General features: G+C 44.2%; 21 protein-coding genes. 20 read left to right on the forward strand and 1 reads right to left on the reverse strand.

From position 1 onward, the window contains the following. Positions 1 to 39: 39 nt before the first annotated feature. The 9 genes from lepB (at position 40) to ACFWMP_RS12010 (ending at position 8334) form a co-directional block, all read left to right on the forward strand. Positions 40 to 648: a signal peptidase I gene (gene lepB / locus ACFWMP_RS11970; RefSeq protein ID WP_042189466.1), complete on the forward strand. Its 609-nt coding sequence runs from the start codon at positions 40 to 42 to the stop codon at positions 646 to 648. 29 nt (positions 649 to 677) lie between these two features. Then, positions 678 to 1538 carry a ribosome biogenesis GTPase YlqF gene (ylqF, locus tag ACFWMP_RS11975; RefSeq protein WP_042189465.1) on the forward strand — a complete coding sequence of 287 codons (861 nt, stop codon included), beginning with the start codon at positions 678 to 680 and terminating at the stop codon, positions 1536 to 1538. Between the two features lie 265 nt (positions 1539 to 1803). Continuing rightward, the gene (locus ACFWMP_RS11980; protein ID WP_042189464.1) at positions 1804 to 2415 is read left to right on the forward strand and encodes a ribonuclease HII; all 612 of its coding nucleotides are present in this window, start codon (positions 1804 to 1806) and stop codon (positions 2413 to 2415) included. A gap of 72 nt (positions 2416 to 2487) precedes the next feature. Beyond that, entirely contained in the window at positions 2488 to 4644 is a 2157-nt protein-coding gene (locus ACFWMP_RS11985) for a DNA ligase (protein WP_379423801.1), read from the forward strand. Beyond that, a complete protein-coding gene (locus ACFWMP_RS11990) occupies positions 4641 to 4949 on the forward strand; it encodes an EscU/YscU/HrcU family type III secretion system export apparatus switch protein (RefSeq protein WP_042128964.1) in 309 nt (102 codons plus the stop codon). The genes ACFWMP_RS11985 and ACFWMP_RS11990 overlap by 4 nt, the downstream gene beginning before the upstream one ends. Then, positions 4946 to 5332 carry a YraN family protein gene (locus ACFWMP_RS11995; RefSeq protein WP_379423802.1) on the forward strand — a complete coding sequence of 129 codons (387 nt, stop codon included), beginning with the start codon at positions 4946 to 4948 and terminating at the stop codon, positions 5330 to 5332. Before ACFWMP_RS11990 ends, ACFWMP_RS11995 begins: the two co-directional genes overlap by 4 nt. Before the next feature lie 153 nt (positions 5333 to 5485). Beyond that, on the forward strand, positions 5486 to 5899 hold the full coding sequence (locus tag ACFWMP_RS12000) for a hypothetical protein (protein ID WP_156113146.1): 414 nt from the start codon (positions 5486 to 5488) through the stop codon (positions 5897 to 5899). Between the two features lie 38 nt (positions 5900 to 5937). Continuing rightward, positions 5938 to 6447, forward strand: coding sequence for a phosphoesterase (locus ACFWMP_RS12005; RefSeq protein ID WP_379423803.1), 510 nt, complete (start codon positions 5938 to 5940; stop codon positions 6445 to 6447). A 189-nt stretch (positions 6448 to 6636) separates the two neighbouring features. After that, on the forward strand, positions 6637 to 8334 hold the full coding sequence (locus ACFWMP_RS12010) for a YifB family Mg chelatase-like AAA ATPase (RefSeq protein WP_379423804.1): 1698 nt from the start codon (positions 6637 to 6639) through the stop codon (positions 8332 to 8334). Positions 8335 to 8564: 230 nt separating this feature from the next. Here ACFWMP_RS12010 and ACFWMP_RS12015 read toward each other — a convergent pair whose 3' ends face one another. Further along, positions 8565 to 8993, reverse strand: a complete 429-nt coding sequence (locus ACFWMP_RS12015; protein ID WP_042189459.1) for an organic hydroperoxide resistance protein — start codon at positions 8991 to 8993, stop codon at positions 8565 to 8567. A 143-nt stretch (positions 8994 to 9136) separates the two neighbouring features. Here ACFWMP_RS12015 and ACFWMP_RS12020 point away from each other — a divergent pair, with 143 nt between their 5' ends. The 11 genes from ACFWMP_RS12020 to fliE all read left to right on the forward strand — a co-directional run bounded on the left by ACFWMP_RS12020 (position 9137) and on the right by fliE (position 20743). Continuing rightward, positions 9137 to 9625 carry a MarR family winged helix-turn-helix transcriptional regulator gene (locus ACFWMP_RS12020; RefSeq protein WP_379423805.1) on the forward strand — a complete coding sequence of 163 codons (489 nt, stop codon included), beginning with the start codon at positions 9137 to 9139 and terminating at the stop codon, positions 9623 to 9625. Between the two features lie 351 nt (positions 9626 to 9976). Beyond that, positions 9977 to 11137: an ADP-forming succinate--CoA ligase subunit beta gene (gene sucC / locus ACFWMP_RS12025; protein WP_042128955.1), complete on the forward strand. Its 1161-nt coding sequence runs from the start codon at positions 9977 to 9979 to the stop codon at positions 11135 to 11137. A 62-nt stretch (positions 11138 to 11199) separates the two neighbouring features. Continuing rightward, the gene (sucD, locus tag ACFWMP_RS12030) at positions 11200 to 12129 is read left to right on the forward strand and encodes a succinate--CoA ligase subunit alpha (RefSeq protein WP_042128953.1); all 930 of its coding nucleotides are present in this window, start codon (positions 11200 to 11202) and stop codon (positions 12127 to 12129) included. Between the two features lie 221 nt (positions 12130 to 12350). Beyond that, positions 12351 to 13469, forward strand: a complete 1119-nt coding sequence (gene dprA, locus ACFWMP_RS12035; RefSeq protein WP_379423806.1) for a DNA-processing protein DprA — start codon at positions 12351 to 12353, stop codon at positions 13467 to 13469. 36 nt (positions 13470 to 13505) lie between these two features. Continuing rightward, positions 13506 to 15605 (forward strand): type I DNA topoisomerase, encoded by a 2100-nt coding sequence (gene topA / locus ACFWMP_RS12040; protein WP_340971005.1) that lies wholly within the window; start codon positions 13506 to 13508, stop codon positions 15603 to 15605. Then, entirely contained in the window at positions 15605 to 16987 is a 1383-nt protein-coding gene (gene trmFO / locus ACFWMP_RS12045) for an FADH(2)-oxidizing methylenetetrahydrofolate--tRNA-(uracil(54)-C(5))-methyltransferase TrmFO (protein WP_379424300.1), read from the forward strand. Before topA ends, trmFO begins: the two co-directional genes overlap by 1 nt. A 132-nt stretch (positions 16988 to 17119) precedes the next feature. Beyond that, positions 17120 to 17662 (forward strand): ATP-dependent protease subunit HslV, encoded by a 543-nt coding sequence (gene hslV, locus ACFWMP_RS12050; protein ID WP_042189455.1) that lies wholly within the window; start codon positions 17120 to 17122, stop codon positions 17660 to 17662. A gap of 33 nt (positions 17663 to 17695) precedes the next feature. Further along, the gene (hslU, locus tag ACFWMP_RS12055; protein ID WP_076299246.1) at positions 17696 to 19096 is read left to right on the forward strand and encodes an ATP-dependent protease ATPase subunit HslU; all 1401 of its coding nucleotides are present in this window, start codon (positions 17696 to 17698) and stop codon (positions 19094 to 19096) included. A 379-nt stretch (positions 19097 to 19475) separates the two neighbouring features. Next, the gene (gene flgB / locus ACFWMP_RS12060) at positions 19476 to 19883 is read left to right on the forward strand and encodes a flagellar basal body rod protein FlgB (RefSeq protein WP_076299245.1); all 408 of its coding nucleotides are present in this window, start codon (positions 19476 to 19478) and stop codon (positions 19881 to 19883) included. Positions 19884 to 19889: 6 nt separating this feature from the next. Then, positions 19890 to 20339 carry a flagellar basal body rod protein FlgC gene (gene flgC, locus ACFWMP_RS12065; protein ID WP_379423807.1) on the forward strand — a complete coding sequence of 150 codons (450 nt, stop codon included), beginning with the start codon at positions 19890 to 19892 and terminating at the stop codon, positions 20337 to 20339. Positions 20340 to 20431: 92 nt separating this feature from the next. Continuing rightward, positions 20432 to 20743 (forward strand): flagellar hook-basal body complex protein FliE, encoded by a 312-nt coding sequence (gene fliE / locus ACFWMP_RS12070; RefSeq protein ID WP_042189451.1) that lies wholly within the window; start codon positions 20432 to 20434, stop codon positions 20741 to 20743. Positions 20744 to 20773 lie beyond the last annotated feature (30 nt).

The following is a 20773-nucleotide window of genomic DNA, read 5'->3' on the forward strand; positions in this document are numbered from 1 at the left end:
TTGTATAGTAAGAGTAGTATTAAGAGAGGACGGTGAACTATGCAGCAGGAACAAAGTGAAACTTTGGAATCAAGCGCGCAGAACCCACGTAAACCTAAAAATGAAGTCTTGGAATGGGTCAAGGCCATTGCGATTGCTTTAGTGTTGGTTTTTCTGATTCGCTGGCTTTTGTTCAAGCCTTTTATTGTAGATGGACCTTCCATGCAGCCTAATTTCCATACTGGTGAACGTGTTATCGTAAATGAGATTTTGTACGATATTAGATCTCCGCAGCGGGGCGAGGTTATAGTATTCCACGTGCCATCTGAGGGTAGAGATTTTATTAAACGTGTAATCGGTGTCGCTGGAGATACTGTGAAAGTAGAAGGGGATGTAGTTACAGTTAACGGGGAAGTTGTTAATGAGACCTATATCCAAGATGCAATTGATGCAAAGCATAGTATCAACGCTCTGTATAATAATAAAGATTTCCCTAATGAAGAGTTCCCAGATGGTACTGTACCTGAAGGACATGTGTTCGTTATGGGGGATAATCGCTCGGATAGTACGGATAGCCGAATGATCGGTTATGTACCTCTGGGGGATATTGTAGGCCGTGCAGATTTAATCTTCTGGCCGATAAAGGATATTTCACTGATTAACCATTAAGTTGACAGAAGTCAAAGGAGGTGACGGCAATGGCCATTCAATGGTTTCCTGGTCATATGACGAAGGCTAGGCGGCAAATCGAGGATAAGCTGAAGCTGATTGATGTTGTAATAGAATTGCTCGATTCCCGTCTGCCGCTTTCCAGCCGCAATCCGATGATTGACGATATTTTGCGGGACAAGCCAAGATTGATTATTTTGAACAAAGCGGATCTGGCAGATCCAGAAATTACACGGAAGTGGCTGGCGTACTTCAAGGCACAAGGGCATGTTGCTTATCCTGTTGATGCATCTACTGGAACAGGTGTAAAGGATATTCCAGAGCAAGTCAAGCTGCTGCTAAAAGAGAAGATTGACCGGCAGATTGCAAAAGGAATGAATCCGCGAGCGATGCGTGCATTGATCGTTGGTATTCCTAACGTCGGTAAATCAACACTCATTAACCGGATGGCTGGTAAGAGTATTGCTGCTACTGGTGACCGCCCAGGGGTAACCAAGGGTCAACAGTGGATTAAGACAGGCGGCAATTTGGAGCTTCTGGATACCCCAGGTATTTTATGGCCGAGATTTGAGGACCAAGAAGTAGGTTATCGCCTAGCGGTAACAGGTGCAATAAAGGAAGAAATCCTGAATATTGAGGACATCGCCTTTTATGCAGTGAAATATTTGGTGAAGGACTACGGCTCTAGATTTCAAGAACGCTTTGGCATTGAGAAGCTTCCTGAGGATCTGGAGAATCCAGATGAGATCGTGGCTGTTATGGAAGCCGTGGGTCGTAAACGCGGTTGTCTAATCAGCGGTGGACGTGTAGATCTGGAAAAAGCTTCGCGGGCCTTGTTGCATGAGCTACGGGCAGGTAAGCTTGGACGCTTTACGCTGGAAACGCCTTAAATAGTGTGAATTCTGCGTTTAATGGACTAGGTATGGAAGAGCCATCCGAAATTTCGGAGGCTCTTTTTTTATGTTTTGGGTCCTCGACAAAGTGCCTGAGTACGCCTCAAGCTAAGCCCCACTTGTTAGGGATATTTTATGGGAATAGATTAAATTGGAACGTCTATTTTAAGATGACCATGTAAGCTTTACTATGATAAGCTGACTTATATAGATCATAGAATAATTCATAATTGGCGGTGACAAATTAGTGAGTTCGTTAGATATGTTGGCCTATGAAAAAGAAGGCTGGGAACAGTCTTATCGCCGAATAGCAGGCGTAGATGAAGTAGGAAGAGGTTGCTTGTTTGGGGACGTCGTCGCAGCAGCGGTGATTTTGCCAGAGGGGCTTATTATTGATGGAGTGAATGATTCCAAAAAACTTACAGCTAAAAAGAGAGATGCTTTATACGAGATTATAATGGAGCAAGCGCTGGCCGTGGGTGTGGGGTATGTAGACTCTACTGTCATTGATGAGATTAATATTAAGCAAGCTTCACGCCTGGCCATGAAAAAGGCGGTTGAGAGTCTAGAGCACACTCCTGACTATATGCTGATCGATGCTGAAAAGGTAGACCTCCCTTTGCCACAACAGGCAATTATTAAAGGAGATGCTAATAGTCAGTCCATTGCAGCAGCTTCAATTATCGCTAAAGTGACACGAGACAGGTTGTGTGAAGGTCTGTGGGAGGAATTATACCCTGATTATGGGATTGCGATACATAAAGGTTACGCGACCAAGCTTCACCGGGAACAAATTACGGCTCTAGGTCCAACACCTATGCATCGGCGCAGTTTTATTGGGCGGATTCTCGCGGAGCAGCAAACGTTATTCTAGAAGCAATGCTTAAAAAAGTAGGATGAATACCGATATAGTAAGAAGAGAGAAAATGGAGGGAGGAGAAACGGTATGAATATCGGAACATTGATCCGTGGATTGCTTGGAGATCAAAAACCGGGTGCGGCGAAGTCTTTAGAGTTAAAAGAAGGGCAAGTTGTTCGTGGTGTTGTCCTCTCTGTATCGGATTCAGGCAAAGAAGCGGTTGTGCAAATCCAAGGTACACCTGTTCGTGCAGAATTAGAAACACCACTACTGCCTGGAGAAACCTTGAATTTACAGGTTGGATCACCCGGAGAAGGCGGATTACCCGTATTGAAGCCGGTCTCCCTCGGTGAAACGGCGTTAGTCACTCCCCAAAGCATGGGTGAGGCTTTGGAGTCGCTAGGATTAGCTGATTCCAAAGCAGGTCGAGAAATCGTACTAGCGATGCAAGCAGGAGGCGTTCCACTTACAAAAGAGACAGCGGCTTTGCTGGATGCGGTAATGAGTGCAAAACCAGCTGGTGTGCCTGCTTCAGAGTGGCTTGATGCAGCTGTCATTTCTGTAAAGCGGGGACTACCCGTTACAGCTGAGAGTGTGAAAGGATTGCAGCAGGCTGTATTTGGCCCACAGCTGCATCAGCTTTTATCAGCACTGGAAGATCAAATTACAATATGGGCAGGACAAATTGCTAATGAAGAAACAATAACCGCAGAATCTAAAGCTGGAATGGGTACAATTACTGGAAAACTCGAACCTTCGGTAACTGCAGGTGCTGGAAGTGGAAATAATATGGGTGTTGTAGAGGGTGACGCTACAGAAGCTGACTCTGTACAATTGGCAGCTAAAGGAAATGGACAAGCTACAACTAAAACTGCTGAAGGCACTATCGCTAGCGGAAGTACCGTTCTTTCGGAAGGAGCAGCTGAAGGTGCTCTGAAACCGGTTGAACAAGGTGCGCCAGTCAAGGTGACTCTTAATATAGCTTCTGATAATGAAACGGGGATTGAAACTGGCAAGCCAGTTGTAGTTGATGAGACAGGTGAAGGAGCTCAGATCTCGAAGGGTGGTATTGTTACAGAGCCTATGGCAGGTAAATCAACACCTGCCATGACATCCGGCGTTCTAAATAGTGCTTTAAGCACTCAAGCTGATAGTGCGGTGAATAATCCTATCCGTTCCAGTGAAGTTGAGATTCAAGGTAATGCCTTGAATTTGAATAAGGATGGGGCATTGGATAGTGCTATACAGGCAGATAAGAGCCGGGCTGCCTCGATGGATAAGAGCGGGGATATGCCGGGTGGCGCGAGTGTGAGCGCCGAAGGAACTGCTGCTGGTGCGGCACCCCACGCAGCAAGTGGTCCCGCCCTGCTTGCGAAGCTGCAGGGCGTGCTCACCGAGCTGCGCGGCAGCTTGCCGCAGCTCGCCATGGTCCCGCCTGCTGACGCGGCGGGAGCAAGCCCTGCCCCCGCGGCTGCTGCGCCGCGCGGGGAGGCCCCGGCTGCGACGGCTTCGCCGGTGCAGCCAGACACCGCCCCACCCGCGGACGCGGAGTCGTGGGTGGGGCGGGTACTGAAGCTGCTCGGTGCGGAGCACGAGCAGCAGGCGGTGCGCGGCGGCGCAGTAGCCGCCGCTGAGACGGCCCGCGCGGCGACAGGTACGGCCGCGCTTGGCAGTGCGGGTGTCGGAGGCGAACAAGCCACCGACACCTTAAAGGGCGTGCTGCTGCAGATCATGAGCAGCAGCGAGGTGCCGCCCGCGGTAAAAGAAGCCGCGAGCGGACTAGTGCAGCAGCTGACAGGACAACAGCTGCTGCTCAATACAGATCGAACGGCTCCTTTCGCGCAAGTAACTTTGTTCTTGCCGCTGCAAGGTCCAGATGGGCAGGAGACAGCTTCCGTTCATATTCAATCGCGTCGGGGACGCAAAGGTGAATTAGATGCTGCCAATTGCAGGCTCTGGTTTGATTTGGATATGAAGCAGCTCGGCCAGACGCTGGTTGATGTGCAGGTTGTTGATCGAATCGTTAGTCTTAAGCTGCATAATGATCATCCTTGGGTGCTTGAGCTGCTGGAACAGCGGCGTGATGACATTAAAACGGCAGTAGAATCTATTGGTTATCAGTTGTCGGGATTAAGAACTGAACCTTTACCAGAACTAAAGCTATCTACAGAACTTGCCAATCCCCATAGTAAGCTTGTTGATTATGTTCCTGATGCTTATAAAGGAGTGGATTACCGTATATGAACGAGAATGAGCCTGTACCTCCAATTTCACAAGGGCTCAAAAAAGCGGTCGCTCTCAAATATAGCCCAGGACAAAGCGAGGCACCTGTCGTTGTTGCCAAAGGACAAGGGGCGATAGCGGATCTGATTCTGCAAAAAGCTAAAGAGAGTGGGGTTGCTGTCCAAGAGGACGCAGCTCTCGTAGAAGTTCTTTCAAAGCTCGATCTAGATCAACAGATTCCATCTGAACTTTATCAGCTAGTGGCTGAAATCCTCAGCTTTGTGTATCAGAGCGACCGTTCCGCCGGTGAACGGAGACCGGAATGAAAGAGCCATACACAAAAGAACGCTACAACCGCAAACAGAAGGGAGCCGCTGCTGAAGACGGGGCTGTGCAGTACTTATCTACTTGTGGGTACAAGATCTTAGATCGAAATTGGCGTTGTCGAACCGGAGAACTTGATATTATTGCGGAGAACGAAGGCTGTATTATTATTATTGAAGTTCGCAGTCGTAGTGGAGAGCTATATCAAGGGACTCCGGAGGAATCTGTGAATACACGAAAAATACATCAAGTGCGAAATACAGCACAGGTTTATTTGCATATGAAAGGTTATGATGATCGAAGAGTAACTTTTGACGTCATTAGCATTTTACTGAATGAAGATTTAAGCATCGCTTCTTTGGGGCATATACGTGAGGCTTTTTAAGCTGCACCCCATATTCTCACGCCATTCATTATGGGCACTAGCATTCTTATGAAAAAAGTCTTTACATAGCCTCCGCACAGTGGGTCATTTCTCAAAAGAAATGGGTAAACATTAGAGTAACTTTTTAATGTCATCATGAGGAGGGCTGTTTAAGTGAAGAATAAACCTTTTGAAATGCAGGTTAGTTTTGCTTGCCAATATTGCCAGCAGAAGATTGAAGTGAAATTTACCGCAGAACCAGTATCCGTTGTCTGTTGTGCAAATTGCAATAAGAACTTCACGGTTATGCGGCCCACTATAGCTGAGGAAATATTAATCGATTGGAAAAATGAGGCGCTATTTCAAAAAATCCGTGCTGATAAATCACAAAACAGCAATAGCAGTCTCTTAGCGCTTGTTATAAAAGTCATAGAGCTTCTTACATGGCGTGATAAAGGAAATGGACAGGTGGAAGCGATTAAAGAGATGCGTGGCTGGCTCATTGAGAATGAAGAGACTCCCCCTCTAGCTGAACTGATCCAGAGCGATAATAAAAAACGACCACATAAGCGGCGTGACTGGAGATAATCATACAAACTATGATCAAAAAAGAAAGAAGGGTGAACATGGCTAACGTTTTTTTTACATCCGACCATCATTTTGGACATAAGTTGATTATTGATTTTGAATCCAGACCCTTTATAGATGTGGGGCAAATGAATGAAGCCATGATTGAAAGTTGGAATTCGGTCGTAAATCCGGATGATAAAGTGTTTCATTTGGGAGACTTTTCGTTTCTTAATAAGGAAGCGACACATGCTATTGTGGAGAGGTTACATGGCTATAAGATTCTAATTCTCGGCAATCATGATCGGGGACGCGGTCGGGATTGGTGGCTTGAAGCAGGCTTTGACGAGGTTAGTGAATATCCGCTGATTTATAAGGATTTCTTTTTTCTCTCTCATGAGCCTATGTATATGAATAAACATATGCCTTACGTAAATGTGCATGGTCATATTCACGGACAAAAATATGAAGGAAAGAATTATTTTAACATTTGTGTAGAGCATTGGAACTATAAACCGTTGACTTTTGAACAGATTAGGGACTCTGTCATAGTTAGTGAAGAAGGTTAATGTGGGTCTATGGAATTATTTATACGTATTTATGCAATTTGATGTTTATTAATAATTCTTGATTACGCAAAGATTCCCTATATATAATGAGATATAAAAGCAAATTTATTACCGGAAAATAAGGAAGCACCTTTTTTCTTGAAGATGTGACACCCAAACAGGGTGTATTTCAGGAGATGAGGTGTTTTTATGTATGGAAAAATGCATAGTGCATGTCTGTATGGAATTGAAGGGGTAATGATAGGTGTAGAAATTGATCTTGCGAATGGATTGCCACAGACGAATATCATTGGTCTGCCTGATTCTGCGATTCGTGAGGCAGTAGAACGAGTAAGAGCCGCTATTAAGAACTGTGGTTATCGTTATCCCCAGCAGCGCATTACGATAAATCTAGCACCAGCCGACTTACGAAAAGAAGGCTCTGCCTTTGACCTTGCGATTGCTCTGGGGATACTGATAACTAGTGGTCAACTGATAATACCCTCAGCCAATGAGGTGCTTTTTATTGGAGAACTTGCGCTTGATGATAGTCTGCGTCCAGTATCAGGTGTTCTACCAATGGTGGAAGCAGCGCGCAAAAATGGATTTAAGGCTGTACTGCTTCCTGAAGGGAATGCTGCTGAGGCAGCTTTGATTAGTGATATAAATATATACGCGATTGATCATTTGTGCGCATTACCGAACCCGGAAGAATCACTGTCCAGTTCAGCAAAAGGTGAAGACGAACAGAACCAAAGGAATGGGGGAGTTTCCGAAGATATGCCTTCTTTATCATCTCTTCCTTTTCCTGTAACTGTGACCAAGGGGATAGATGCTAATGACCGACCTCCGGTTCTTGTCCTTTCTTTGGAACATCTTAAATATACCCCAGTTTACCGTACTTCTGACGACTCCTCATATGGAATGAACGAGATGATGGATGATTACAGTGATGTGCTAGGGCAACAACATGTAAAAAGAGCCCTAACCATTGCGGCAGCGGGCATGCATAATATATTGCTCATCGGTCCACCCGGTACAGGGAAGACGATGCTAATTAAACGCCTTCCAAGCATCCTTCCGAAATTGTCTGAGAGTGAGGCACTAGAGGTAACCAAAATATTTAGCGCAGCAGGAACTTTAAAAGATGCCCACAACGGCTTACTGCGTAGTCGTCCTTTTCGCTCTCCGCATCATACCATATCGGCCGCAGGCCTTATTGGGGGTGGAGGCATTCCAAAGCCGGGAGAAGTTAGTCTTGCGCATCGAGGGATTCTCTTTTTAGATGAGTTGCCCGAATTCTCTCGGAATGTACTTGAAGTGTTACGCCAGCCGCTCGAAGACGGGGTTGTTACCATAAGTCGTGCTCGAGCTTCTTTTACCTATCCTGCAAAATTCATGCTGGCCGCATCGATGAATCCCTGTAGCTGCGGTTATTTTGGGAGTAATCTTTCTCAACAACATTGTACATGCAGCCTCGCTAGGATTGCTCAATATCGCGCAAAGATATCAGGACCCTTATTGGATCGTATTGATTTACAGGTGGATGTTCCTCGCCCGAAGGAATGGGATCGTCAAGGGCATGTTCTATCTTCGGCTGAGATGTATGCAGAGGTGATGGCGGCACAGACGATACAAGCTAAACGGTTTAAGCGTTTGCCTATTTCTTGGAATAGTGAACTTTCCGGCGCTTCCCTTCGGAGATATGCAAGTCTTAGCCGTGAAGGTGCCCAATTGCTGTATGACATTCTGGAGAATTTAGGTTTAAGCATGCGAGCGCATGATCGAATTATTAAGCTATCCCGTACAATAGCTGATCTGGAAGGCGCACCGGATATTACTTCCGCGCATCTTGCGGAGGCTGTGCAATACCGTAATTTAGACCGGCAGGCGATGACAGAAGAATAAGCTAAATAGAGCAGCGATTCCCGTTATTGGCGAATTGCTGCTCTATTTTTGGGTTATTAGTTTCACTCCGCAAAATTGTTAACGTCTCTGGAACCTTATGGACCCGAAAGACATGATATGGCCATTTTTAGCTTTTGGAGCGTGTTTTCGGACTTCAGAGACACTAATTGAATTTAAAATCATCTGTGTCCGTTAGGGCTTCGTTTGAGAAAATATTTCTCTGTATTTACTTACAGTACATTCAATTCTACAGCGATATTGCCGCGGGTTGCACGGGAGTATGGACAAGCGCCATGAGCAGCCTCTACTAAAGAGGTTGCGGTTTCTCTGTCAACGCCTTTAACTAGCACATCAAGTTTAACCGCTATGCCAAAACCCCCATCTTCAACTTTACCAAAGCTGACTGTAGCCGTTACTTCGCTACCTTCAATTTTCACTTTTCCGAGTCGGGCAACCATGTTCAGTGCACTATCGAAACAAGCGGAATAACCAGCTGCAAATAATTGCTCAGGATTTGTACCTTCGCCACCGGCACCTCCCATTTCGCGTGGTGTGCTGATTGTAAGATTGAGCTTAGGGCTTTCTGATTCGATAAAACCGTTTCTTCCTCCTACGGCTTTAACAGTGGTTTCATACATTTTTTGCTGGATCGTCATCATTGTGTATCTCTCCAATTCCTAATTAGTTTGTGTACAATCTAATTTACCACAATTAACTATAATGTCAAATTAATTTTTTGCTATTAACATGATGTTATGAGTGAATTATGATAAAATAAGGGTATAAGGCAGGTGAATAAGATATGAAAATGAATGAAGAAGATATGCAAAAGATGACGACTACACCTGAGCTGCTGATTGAGAATCAACTCTGTTTTACGATTTATGCTTGCTCTCGTGAGATCACAAAGCTGTATCAACCTTATTTGGATAAGATCGGTTTAACATACTCGCAATATCTAGTAATGCTTGTGTTATGGGAACGGCAGCAATGCACGGTTAAAGAAATTGGTGAGGCGCTATTTTTGGATTCAGGTACGCTGACACCTCTTTTAAAACGTCTACAAGCTGCAGGGTTGATCGTGCGTGAACGTTCGACACAAGATGAGCGAAAAGTTCTGATTTCACTAACGGAACAGGGCTGGGCACTTCAAAACAATGCGGCTTGTATTCCTGGAAAAATGATGGAAGAAACGACTATGTCCAGCGATGAAACTGTAGAGCTGCTTGAGCAGTTCAAAAGCTTGTTAAATCGTGTTCATGAAGCGAACACTCAAGATAGTAAAAAGTAAGTATAATCAGGAGTCTATGCGATCGTTCGCATTCCGGCATGAAATCAAGCGAAAAAATGTGTACAAATCATGAATATATTTAAGGAAAGCGTTTTAAAAACATGTTACACTATTCTGGGTTCCTTTATATGGCATATAGGTAAGTATAAGCTTAGTCTTATAGATTTACTCAATGTCTCTCACAGAAATAAGGCCATTCTTTTACGAGTGGTAGAGCAGTTTCTGTTGGTTCCGGAATAGTGCTGCATGTTTAGCATCAGCCTATCCCTAACCCCGCGGCAATCAAAACGGAAGGCGAGATGACAACAGGCTGCCTGTTAAGTCACCACGCTACTTTAGGAGGCTACCGCTATGAATATCCACGAGTATCAGGGAAAAGAAGTGCTTAAGAAGTACGGTGTGGCCGTACCGAATGGAAAAGTAGCTTATACAGTGGAGGAAGCGGTAGAAGCCGCAGAGTCACTGAGTACACCGGTTGTTGTAGTTAAAGCTCAGATTCATGCAGGTGGACGAGGTAAAGCTGGAGGTGTAAAGGTTGCTAAGAATATCGATGAAGTGCGTACTTACGCAACCGAAATTCTCGGTAAGACTTTAGTTACTCACCAGACTGGTCCGGAGGGTAAGGTAGTAAAACGGCTGCTCATTGAAGAGGGCTGTCAAATTGTTAAAGAGTATTACATCGGTATCGTTGTTGATAGAGGAACTGGCCGAGTGGTTATGATGGCATCTGAAGAAGGTGGCACAGAGATTGAAGAGGTTGCAGCTACACATCCGGAGAAGATTTTCAAAGAAATCATTGATCCGGCAGTAGGTTTGCAGACTTTCCAAGCTCGTAAATTAGCTTACAGCATCTCTATTCCTAATGAACTGGTAGGCAAGACTGTTAAATTCATGCAAGCGCTATATCTAGCTTTTGTGGATAAAGATTGCTCTATTGCCGAAATTAACCCATTGGTAGTTACTGCGGATGGGAATGTGATGGCTCTTGATGCTAAATTGAATTTTGACCCCAATGCCTTGTTCCGCCACAAAGATATTCAAGAGCTTAGGGATCTAGATGAAGAAGATTTGAAAGAAATCGAAGCCTCTAAGTATGACCTGAGCTATATTGCACTTGATGGCAATATTGGTTGTATGGTGAACGGTGCAGGCCTAGCGATGGCAACGATGGATATAATTAAATATTACGGAGGCGAACCCGCCAACTTCCTTGATGTAGGGGGCGGTGCAACTACCGAGAAAGTTACAGAAGCCTTTAAAATCATTCTATCGGATGAAAAGGTAAATGGAATTTTCGTTAATATTTTCGGCGGTATTATGCGCTGTGACGTTATTGCTAACGGTGTTGTGGAAGCGGCAAGTCAATTGGGATTGACTAAACCGCTTGTTGTACGTCTTGAAGGAACAAATGTTGGATTGGGTAAGCAAATCTTGGCTGGATCGGGACTTAACATTGTAGCTGCTGATTCTATGGCGGACGGTGCCCGTAAGATTGTATCTCTTGTGCAATAATGGCTCGGAAGTTGAAGCCAGTTATCGTATTTGACAATATAAGTAGGGATGTGACTTAAGGCATGAGCATTCTTGTAGATAAAAATACGAAAGTTATCACGCAAGGTATTACGGGAGCAACGGGCTTGTTCCATACTAAGGGTGCGCTTGATTATGGAACTCAGATGGTTGGAGGGGTAACGCCAGGTAAAGGTGGAACGACAGTTAATATCACCCTTGAAAATGGCAGTGAAGTTAGTCTTCCGGTATTTGATACAGTCGCAGCTGCTAAGGCAGCTACTGGTGCAACTGCTAGTGTGATTTATGTACCGCCAGCATTTGCGGCAGATTCCATCATGGAGGCTGTAGATGCAGAGCTGGATTTGGTTATCTGTATTACCGAAGGTATTCCTGTGCTTGATATGGTAAAAGTCTCACGTTATATGGAAGGTCGTTCTACAGTGTTGATCGGTCCAAACTGTCCGGGTGTTATCACTCCTGGAGAGTGTAAGATTGGAATCATGCCTGGCTATATTCATATGCCTGGTTATGTAGGAGTGGTCTCGCGTAGCGGAACGCTAACCTATGAGGCGGTTCATCAGCTGACCACGCGTGGAATTGGGCAATCTTCGGCTGTAGGTATTGGCGGAGATCCGGTTAAAGGCTCTGAGTTTATTGATATTTTGAAGCTGTTTAATGAAGATCCGGGTACGAAGGCAGTTATTATGATCGGAGAGATCGGTGGAACTGCAGAGGAAGAAGCAGCAGAGTGGATTCGTGAACACATGACCAAGCCAGTTGTAGGCTTCATTGGAGGAGCAACTGCACCTCCAGGCAAGCGTATGGGGCATGCTGGTGCTATCATTTCTGGAGGGAAAGGTACAGCAAGCGAAAAAATTGCCGTACTGGAAGCTTGCGGAATCAAGGTAGCCCCTACACCTGCTGAAATGGGTTCAACACTCGTAAGTGTGCTTGAAGAGCGCGGTATTCTCAATGCTTTTACATCGCACTAATTAGTGTAGTTAAGACAGAGAAATCACTCCACGTAGTGAGGTTATTTCGTGTATAATTAATTAAAGAGGTAAGCAACCTTTTGTTCCTATTTAGGGATGAAAGGTTGCTTTTTTTATTTTAAATAGAAATTTATTGAATTTAAAGAAATACTTGCGTTTTCAAGAGGTGTAACACAAAATAGGGAAGGCTAGGCCTTCCATGTTAAGGGGCGAAAAATGCTATGGAAGAACGGGAACTACTATTCGGCTTTAATGAAGTGGAAGGCATTGGCTGGAAAACTATCGACAAAATTCGCAGAGCTGGGCTTTTGTCAGAAAAAGCATTTTCTTGTAGCTCAGAAGACTGGGAACAGGTTGGATTGAGCGAGAAAGTGTCGATTCAACTTGCTTCAATATATACGTTGGAGTGGATAGCAAACCGCCGCTTACTAATGGAAGAAAGTGCTGTGAACATGGTTACGATTTTTGATGCAGACTATCCCCATTTATTGAAGGAGACGGCTCAGCCACCATGGATTCTTTATTATCGTGGGCGTTTGGATCTGTTATCGACACCTAGTGTAGCGATGGTCGGTACTCGTGTGCCAACAGCTTATGGACGGAAGGTAGGGGAGATTCTCACAAAAGAGCTTAGTGAAGCAGGTCTAACAGTGGTTAGCGGATTAGCTAGGGGGATTGATAGCGTCTGTCATGAAGCTGCGCTAAGAAGCGGTGGGGGCACAATAGCGGTAGTGGCTACAGGACTTGATCGGGTCTACCCGCCTGAGAATAAGGAGCTCGAACGATTGATTTCCCGTGATGGGTTAGTGCTAACAGAGTATCCCCTTGGAACTAAAAGTCATCCTGGGTTATTTCCGCAGCGCAATCGAATTATTGCAGGCCTCACATACGGGACAGTGGTCGTAGAGGCGGATAGTAGAAGTGGATCACTCATTACTGCAGATGCTGCCTTGGAGGCAGGACGGGATGTTTTTGCTGTCCCTGGACCTATTACGTCTCCAAAAAGTAGAGGTGCTCTTGATCTGATTAAACAAGGGGCAAAGCTGGTAACCGGTGCACTAGATATTTTAGAAGAATACACTTCTTTTCTCCCGACAAACCTCTCAAAAACGGGTGAAAGCGGTCCCTCAAAACAGGTGGCTGACGATTTGTTAATTGAAAAGAAATTGACAAATGAGGAGTTACACCTATACCATATACTGCATCAAGGCCCCTTTATTTTGGACGATCTGCTTGTGAGGACAGGATGGGATTTTGGACATTTGCATTCAGTTCTGTTATCTTTAATCATAAAAAAAGCGGTAGCACAATTACCAGGAGCTATTTATAAGGTAATTTAATATAGAGGTACGAGTGTTAACGAGGAGGAAGAGTCTATGGCAGATGCATTGGTTATTGTCGAATCGCCCGCGAAAGCGAAGACAATTGGCAAATATCTAGGTAGTAAGTATATTGTAAAGGCATCTATGGGACACATCAGAGATCTACCGAAGAGTCAAATTGGTGTTGAGGTCGAGAATGATTTCAATCCCAAATATATTACGATTCGTGGTAAAGGTTCTATATTGAAGGAATTGAAAGACGCTAGTAAAAAAGTGAAAAAAGTCTATCTCGCAGCTGACCCCGATCGCGAAGGAGAAGCAATTGCTTGGCACTTGGCACATGCCCTGGATTTAGATAATACACAGGAATGCCGAGTTGTATTTAATGAGATCACCAAACAAGCGGTGAAGGATGCTTTTAAGACGCCACGCAAGATTAACATGGATCTTGTGAATGCACAGCAGGCAAGACGTATACTGGATCGGCTAGTAGGTTACAAGATTAGCCCTCTATTATGGAAGAAAGTCAAAAAAGGGTTATCTGCTGGACGTGTTCAATCTGTAGCTGTAAAGATCATAATGGATCGTGAGAATGAAATCTCCGCTTTTGTACCTACTGAATATTGGAGTATTACAGCTAAACTTGGGATTCGAGATTCTGTCTTTGAAGCTAAGTTTCATAAGCTGAATGGTGTGAAGAAGGAACTTAATCAGGAAAGCGATGTTCAAGAGGTCCTTGAGGCAATCAAGAACGCAGCTTTTAAGGTAAGTAATGTGAAGGAGAAGGAAAGACAACGGCATCCATCGGCTCCTTTTACAACAAGTTCCCTTCAACAGGAAGCAGCTCGTAAGCTTGGATTCCGTGCAGCTAAGACAATGTCTGTTGCCCAGCAATTATACGAAGGTGTGGAACTAGGCAAAGAGGGAACCGTAGGTTTGATCACCTATATGCGTACGGACTCGACACGATTATCTGTCACTGCACAGGATGAAGCTAAAGAGCTGATTACTGCTAAGTATGGTGAAAAGTTCTTACCTGATGCCCCTCGTCAGTATTCAAAGAAAGCGGCTGGAGCGCAAGAAGCGCATGAAGCGATCCGACCAACTTCAGCACTTCGTGAACCGGAAATGGTCAAAGAGTTCTTAAGCCGGGATCAATTCCGTCTTTACAAACTGGTGTGGGAGCGGTTCGTATCCAGTCAAATGGCGTCGGCTCTTCTTGATACACTCTCGGTTGATATAGAAGCAGGTACAGCTACATTCAGAGCGGTGGGTTCGAAGGTTTCATTCCCAGGGTTCATGAAGGTTTACGTGGAAGGTAACGATGATGGAACTACAGATGAAGATAAGTATTTACCGCCTCTTGAAGCGGGAGATGCTTTAAATAAGCAAGAGATCGAGCCGAAGCAGCATTTTACACAGCCACCACCGCGATATACAGAAGCAAGGCTTGTAAAGACACTTGAAGAATTAGGGATAGGACGCCCAAGTACGTATGCACCAACGCTTGAAACGATTCAGAAGCGTGGCTATGTAGCGATTGAAGAGAAGAAATTTATGCCTACAGAGCTTGGAGAACTTGTCATCGAGCAGATGGAACAATTTTTCCCGGAAATATTGAACGTAGAGTTTACGGCTAATATGGAAGGCGATCTTGACCATGTGGAAGAAGGCTCAGAAGATTGGGTGAAGGTTCTTGCTGAATTTTACGAGTCTTTCGAGAAGCGCTTAGTGTTTGCCGAAGAAGAAATGAAAGAAATTGAGATTGAAGATGAAGTCTCTGATGAGATCTGCGAGAAATGTGGTAAACCACTTGTATATAAATTAGGACGCTTTGGGAAGTTCCTAGCATGTTCTGGCTTTCCAGATTGCCGAAATACGAAGCCGATTATCAAAGATATTGGTGTAACTTGCCCTAAATGTAATGAAGGAAAAGTTGTAGAGCGTCGTAGCAAAAAAGGGCGTGTCTTCTATGGCTGCGATCAATATCCTGGGTGTGATTTCGTCTCTTGGGATAGACCATCCACTAAACCATGTCCATCTTGCGGGGCTTGGATGATTGAGAAACGCAATAAGCAAGGCACCAAACTGCAATGTACGTCTTGTGACCATACAGAGGCAGTTTTAGACAACGAAGAAGAGTTAGCAGAATAATAGTCTCTACAGGAGGAAATAAGACAGTGACAGATACAGCAAAGGTAACAGTAATTGGAGCAGGTCTCGCAGGTAGTGAAGCGGCCTGGCAAATAGCCTCTCAAGGCGTACCGGTAAGATTGTATGAAATGAGACCAGTGGTGAAGACGCCAGCACACCACACCAATCAATTCGCAGAACTAGTATGCAGCAACTCCTTGCGTGCAAATGGTTTAGGCAATGCGGTGGGTGTATTAAAGGAAGAAATGCGACGTTTAAACTCTCTTGTATTAGGTGCGGCTGATCGCCACGCTGTACCTGCTGGCGGTGCACTTGCCGTGGATCGGGATGGTTTCTCGGGAGAAATTACGAGTACATTGCATAATCATCCGCTCGTGGAAGTCATAAATGAAGAACTTACGCATATACCGGAGGAAGGGATTGTTGTTATTGCAACGGGTCCACTAACTTCCCCTGCATTATCTGCTGAAATTAAGGGTCTATTAGGTGAAGAGTATTTCTATTTTTATGATGCTGCAGCACCGATTGTTGAGAAGGACAGTATTGATATGAATAAAGTGTATCTGGCTTCCCGTTATGACAAAGGGGAAGCAGCATATCTAAACTGTCCTATGACTGAAGAGGAGTTTGACGTGTTTTATGATGCGTTGATTTCTGCTGAGACGGCAGCGCTCAAGGATTTTGAGAAAGAGATATACTTTGAGGGCTGTATGCCTATCGAAATCATGATGAAGCGCGGTAAGCAAACAGCATTGTTTGGTCCGATGAAGCCTGTAGGGCTTATCAATCCGCACACAGGTAAGCTACCTTACGCGGTAGTGCAGCTTCGTCAGGATAACGCTGCTGGAACGCTTTACAATCTGGTGGGCTTTCAAACGCACTTGAAATGGGGCGAACAGAAGCGGGTATTCTCGCTGATTCCAGGTCTTGAGAACGCTGAATACGTTCGGTATGGGGTAATGCACAGAAATACCTTTATTAATTCTCCTAAACTCTTGCATCCTACTTATCAAATGAAGGGTAAAGAAAGGCTGTATTTTGCTGGACAGATGACTGGCGTGGAAGGTTATGTGGAATCAGCAGCTTCAGGTCTGATTGCCGGCATTAACGCTGCTAGAGCCGCACTTGGTCAAGAAGGACTGATCTTCCCACAAGACACGGTGCTTGGTAGTATGCCTGCTTATATCACTTCCGCTGATCCGGAGCATTTTCAGCCTATGAATGCCAATTTTGGTCTTCTGCCGAAGGTGGAGAAGAAAATCCGTAATAAGAAAGAAAAGAATGAGATGTTAGCGCATCGTGCACTAGACAGTCTTGCCGAGTACGCCAATCGTACGGGCCTTGCTTATATAGAGCCGGAGACTATCGACAACCAAGATTAAGAAGCGCCTTGGGCGTCCTTATAAGGATGATAAGCGTTAGCGTTTAAGTGAGAAATATAAGGATAATGTATAACGTGAAACGTATACTTCTTATTTTTGAACAAAGCCCATCTTAAGGAGGTAACTACAATCATGGTACCCAGCTTTCATGCGACTACAATTTGTGCTGTAAGACATAACGGACAGGCAGCTATAGCAGGTGATGGTCAGGTTACATTCGGAGAGAGTGTAATTATGAAGACGACGGCCAGAAAAGTTCGTCGCTTATACAGAGGACAAGTAATAGCAGGGTTTGCAGGATCTGTGGCCGATGCTATCACTTTGTTCGAAAAATTCGAAGGCAAGTTGGAGGAGCATCACGGAAACCTGCAACGGGCAGCCGTAGAATTGGCGAAAGACTGGCGTCAAGATCGTATTCTTCGAAAACTTGAGGCATTGATGATTGTTATGGACAAGGAAGGAATGCTCTTGATCTCCGGAAATGGTGAAATTATCGAGCCAGATGATGATGTGCTCGCTATTGGTTCCGGTGGTAACTTTGCACTTGCTTCCGGTCGCGCGCTCAAACGTCATGCTCCAAATCTTGCTGCTGCGGATATCGCTCGTGAAGCTCTTCAGATTGCATCAGAAATATGTGTGTATACTAACTCCAATATTATTGTTGAGCAATTATAGGCTCAGTGCCATAGAGACAAGGAGGAATTCACGATGGTGAATCAATCGCTAACACCCCGTCAAATCGTAGCTGAATTGGATAAATATATTGTAGGTCAGAAACAAGCTAAGAAATCGGTAGCTGTTGCCCTTCGTAATCGTTATCGGCGCAGTCTGCTGGCTGAGGAACTGCGTGATGAAGTTGTTCCTAAGAACATCTTGATGATCGGACCTACTGGTGTAGGGAAAACTGAGATTGCTCGGCGTCTAGCTAAGCTCGTTAATGCTCCGTTCATCAAAGTGGAGGCAACCAAATTCACTGAGGTGGGTTATGTAGGGCGAGATGTGGAGTCTATGGTGCGTGATTTAGTTGAGACCTCTATTCGTATGGTGAAGCTAGAGCGTACGGAAAAAGTGAAAGACCGTGCAGAAGAACTGGCTAATGAGCGGATTGTCTCTATTTTAGTGCCTTCGTCTTCAAAAAATAAATCTCAGAAGAATCCTTTTGAGATGATTTTTGGCGGGAACTCTTCACAAGAGGATTCTAAAGAAGATTCCGAACCAGATGGAAGCTTAAGCGAACGCCGTCGCGGGGTTAGATTTAAGCTGCTTGCTGGTCAATTGGAAGAAGATATCATTGAAATAGATGTTGAGGATACAGCGCCATCTATGCTGGATATGTTTGCAGGGCAAGGGAACGACCAGATGGGGATGAATATGCAAGAAATGTTTGGTAGCTTGCTTCCGAAGCGGACGAAGAAGCGCAAGCTTCCTATCCGTGAGGCTCGTAAAGTGCTAATTCAAGATGAAGCAACCAAACTGATTGATATGGATGATGTCATTCAGGAATCTGTGACACGCGCTGAACAATCGGGTATTATTTTTATCGATGAGATTGATAAGGTTGCAAGTCAAGGAAAGGGTTCGGGCCCTGATGTATCACGTGAAGGTGTACAAAGAGATATCCTTCCAATTGTAGAGGGTTCTACAATCATGACAAAATACGGTCCTGTGAAGACGGACTACGTGCTCTTCATGGCTGCCGGGGCTTTTCATGTTGCTAAACCTTCTGATCTGATTCCAGAGCTTCAGGGGCGTTTTCCGATTCGCGTAGAACTAAGCAGTTTGACACTGGAGGATTTTGTTTCCATCTTAACAGAGCCAGAGAACGCTTTGACGAAACAATATGTTAATTTGTTAAAAACCGAGGACATTGAAGTGGAGTTCCAGAAAGATGCTATTTATGAAATTGCCAAAATAGCTGCTTCAGTGAATCAAAATATGGAGAACATAGGTGCTCGACGTCTTCATACGATTTTGGAGAAGTTATTGGAGGATCTTTCTTTTGAAGCACCTGAGCTGACGCTGGACACTATGGTTATTACACCAGAGTATGTGCGTGAGAAATTGGCAAGTATTGCGCAGGATCGTGATCTAAGTCAGTATATTCTTTAATGCGACAAATTCTTATTCTTTTGGATTTGGGCATATTGAATTAGAAAATTACAATTTAGTGTCATTAATAGGTAAAAAAATGTAAAAAGATGCAATTAAAAAGATAATTTTGAGTTAAAAAAGGAATAAAATAGCAATAAAGTGCTAAAAGCCCTGTCTTTTCTAAAAAGATAGGGCTTATTTCTTATTGTAATAATATACAAATTAAATGAAAATCAATGTATGTGAAAATACTAATTAGTTATACTTTGCGACAAGGTTCGACGTAGAAACTGATAAATAGAGGACTTTTATACTTTATTTGTCGAAATCAAGCAGGTTTTTTAAGGAAAGTTGTGGAATTCATTTCATTATGATAGCTTTGAAAGGAGGAATTATCTTGGGATTGCTGAATAGTGTCAGTTTTCAACGATTGCAGGGAGGCATTGATGCTGCCTACAAACGACAAAATGTTCTAGCGAATAATGTGGCTAACGAAGATACGCCAAATTTCAAACGTTCTGATGTTTCATTCGAAAGTTTCCTTCAGCAACAAGAAAGTGGAATAAAACCTACACTTAACGCGAAGGTAACGGACTCCCGACATTTTCAATTTGGTAGTAATAGAATTGTACCAGCAGCTGTCGTTAGTACGGATGAAACTACCTCGATGAATAATAACGACAACAATGTGGATGTAGAACGAGAAATGGCGTTAAGTGCTGAGAACCAACTCAGGTATAGTTCTTATGTCGAGCAGATCAACAGTCAAATTTCGATGATGCGAGCTGTAATTCAAGGAGGATAAGATTGCATGAACTTTGGGAGTAGTTTTGGGATAAGTGCATCAGCATTAACAGCTCAACGATTGCGGATGGACGTGATTTCCTCCAACGTGGCCAATGCGGAAACTACAAGAGCATCGGTCGTTGATGGCAAAGCCGTTCCTTACCGTCGAAAACTTGTTGTTATGGAAGCTACCGAAAGCAATAAGTTCTCGAATATACTAAATTCGAAATTGAACGGTAGTAGTAGTGAAGGTGTAAAGGTGCGGTCCATTATAGAAGATACTTCACCGTTAAAGCCAGTTTACAACCCAAGCCATCCTGATGCGGATGCCGAAGGTTATGTCTATATGCCAAACGTAGATATTACCAAAGAAATGGTAGATATGTTATCTGCATCACGTTCTTATGAAGCCAATGTCACGATGCTGAATGCATCTAAAGCTATGGTAAGTAAAGCACTCGAAATTGGGCGCTAAACGTAATTAACACAAGGAACGCTTCCGAAGTGAGTTTTGTACGAAGTGAATCTAGGAAGCATAAGCTTACAAAACTTTTAGGAGGGAAACAGTTGATACAGAATATCACTAATGGGGTTCAAGCTGTACAGCAGCTTGCCATGAAACCAACATCTACCGAAGTTTCATCCACTCCTGCTAATGCCATGGAGAGCTTTGGTTCTTATCTTGAGAATGCACTCACTAAAGTAGCAGATCAGGAACAACAAGCAAAGGATATGAGTAATAAATTTGTATTGGGAGAAGTGAACATAGACGAGGTGATGATTTCTTCCCAACAGGCTTTACTGAGTTTGCAGTTGACTACACAAGTCCGGAACAAAGTGATAGAAGCCTATCAAGAAATTATGAGAACTCAAATTTAATTAATTCCTAGCTTAGTTCCGGATGGGGTG

This window comes from Paenibacillus sp. NPDC058367 (genome assembly GCF_042723305.1).
GTDB lineage: Bacteria > Bacillota > Bacilli > Paenibacillales > Paenibacillaceae > Paenibacillus_AQ.

Coding starts and splice junctions, on each gene's coding strand:
- lepB (WP_042189466.1), top strand. CDS start 40: ATGCAGCAGGAACAAAGTGAAACTTTGGAATCAAGCGCGCAGAACCCA.
- ylqF (WP_042189465.1), top strand. CDS start 678: ATGGCCATTCAATGGTTTCCTGGTCATATGACGAAGGCTAGGCGGCAA.
- ACFWMP_RS11980 (WP_042189464.1), top strand. CDS start 1,804: ATGTTGGCCTATGAAAAAGAAGGCTGGGAACAGTCTTATCGCCGAATA.
- ACFWMP_RS11985 (WP_379423801.1), top strand. CDS start 2,488: ATGAATATCGGAACATTGATCCGTGGATTGCTTGGAGATCAAAAACCG.
- ACFWMP_RS11990 (WP_042128964.1), top strand. CDS start 4,641: ATGAACGAGAATGAGCCTGTACCTCCAATTTCACAAGGGCTCAAAAAA.
- ACFWMP_RS11995 (WP_379423802.1), top strand. CDS start 4,946: ATGAAAGAGCCATACACAAAAGAACGCTACAACCGCAAACAGAAGGGA.
- ACFWMP_RS12005 (WP_379423803.1), top strand. CDS start 5,938: ATGGCTAACGTTTTTTTTACATCCGACCATCATTTTGGACATAAGTTG.
- ACFWMP_RS12010 (WP_379423804.1), top strand. CDS start 6,637: ATGTATGGAAAAATGCATAGTGCATGTCTGTATGGAATTGAAGGGGTA.
- ACFWMP_RS12015 (WP_042189459.1), bottom strand. CDS start 8,993: ATGATGACGATCCAGCAAAAAATGTATGAAACCACTGTTAAAGCCGTA.
- ACFWMP_RS12020 (WP_379423805.1), top strand. CDS start 9,137: ATGAAAATGAATGAAGAAGATATGCAAAAGATGACGACTACACCTGAG.
- sucC (WP_042128955.1), top strand. CDS start 9,977: ATGAATATCCACGAGTATCAGGGAAAAGAAGTGCTTAAGAAGTACGGT.
- sucD (WP_042128953.1), top strand. CDS start 11,200: ATGAGCATTCTTGTAGATAAAAATACGAAAGTTATCACGCAAGGTATT.
- dprA (WP_379423806.1), top strand. CDS start 12,351: ATGGAAGAACGGGAACTACTATTCGGCTTTAATGAAGTGGAAGGCATT.
- topA (WP_340971005.1), top strand. CDS start 13,506: ATGGCAGATGCATTGGTTATTGTCGAATCGCCCGCGAAAGCGAAGACA.
- hslV (WP_042189455.1), top strand. CDS start 17,120: ATGGTACCCAGCTTTCATGCGACTACAATTTGTGCTGTAAGACATAAC.
- hslU (WP_076299246.1), top strand. CDS start 17,696: ATGGTGAATCAATCGCTAACACCCCGTCAAATCGTAGCTGAATTGGAT.
- flgC (WP_379423807.1), top strand. CDS start 19,890: ATGAACTTTGGGAGTAGTTTTGGGATAAGTGCATCAGCATTAACAGCT.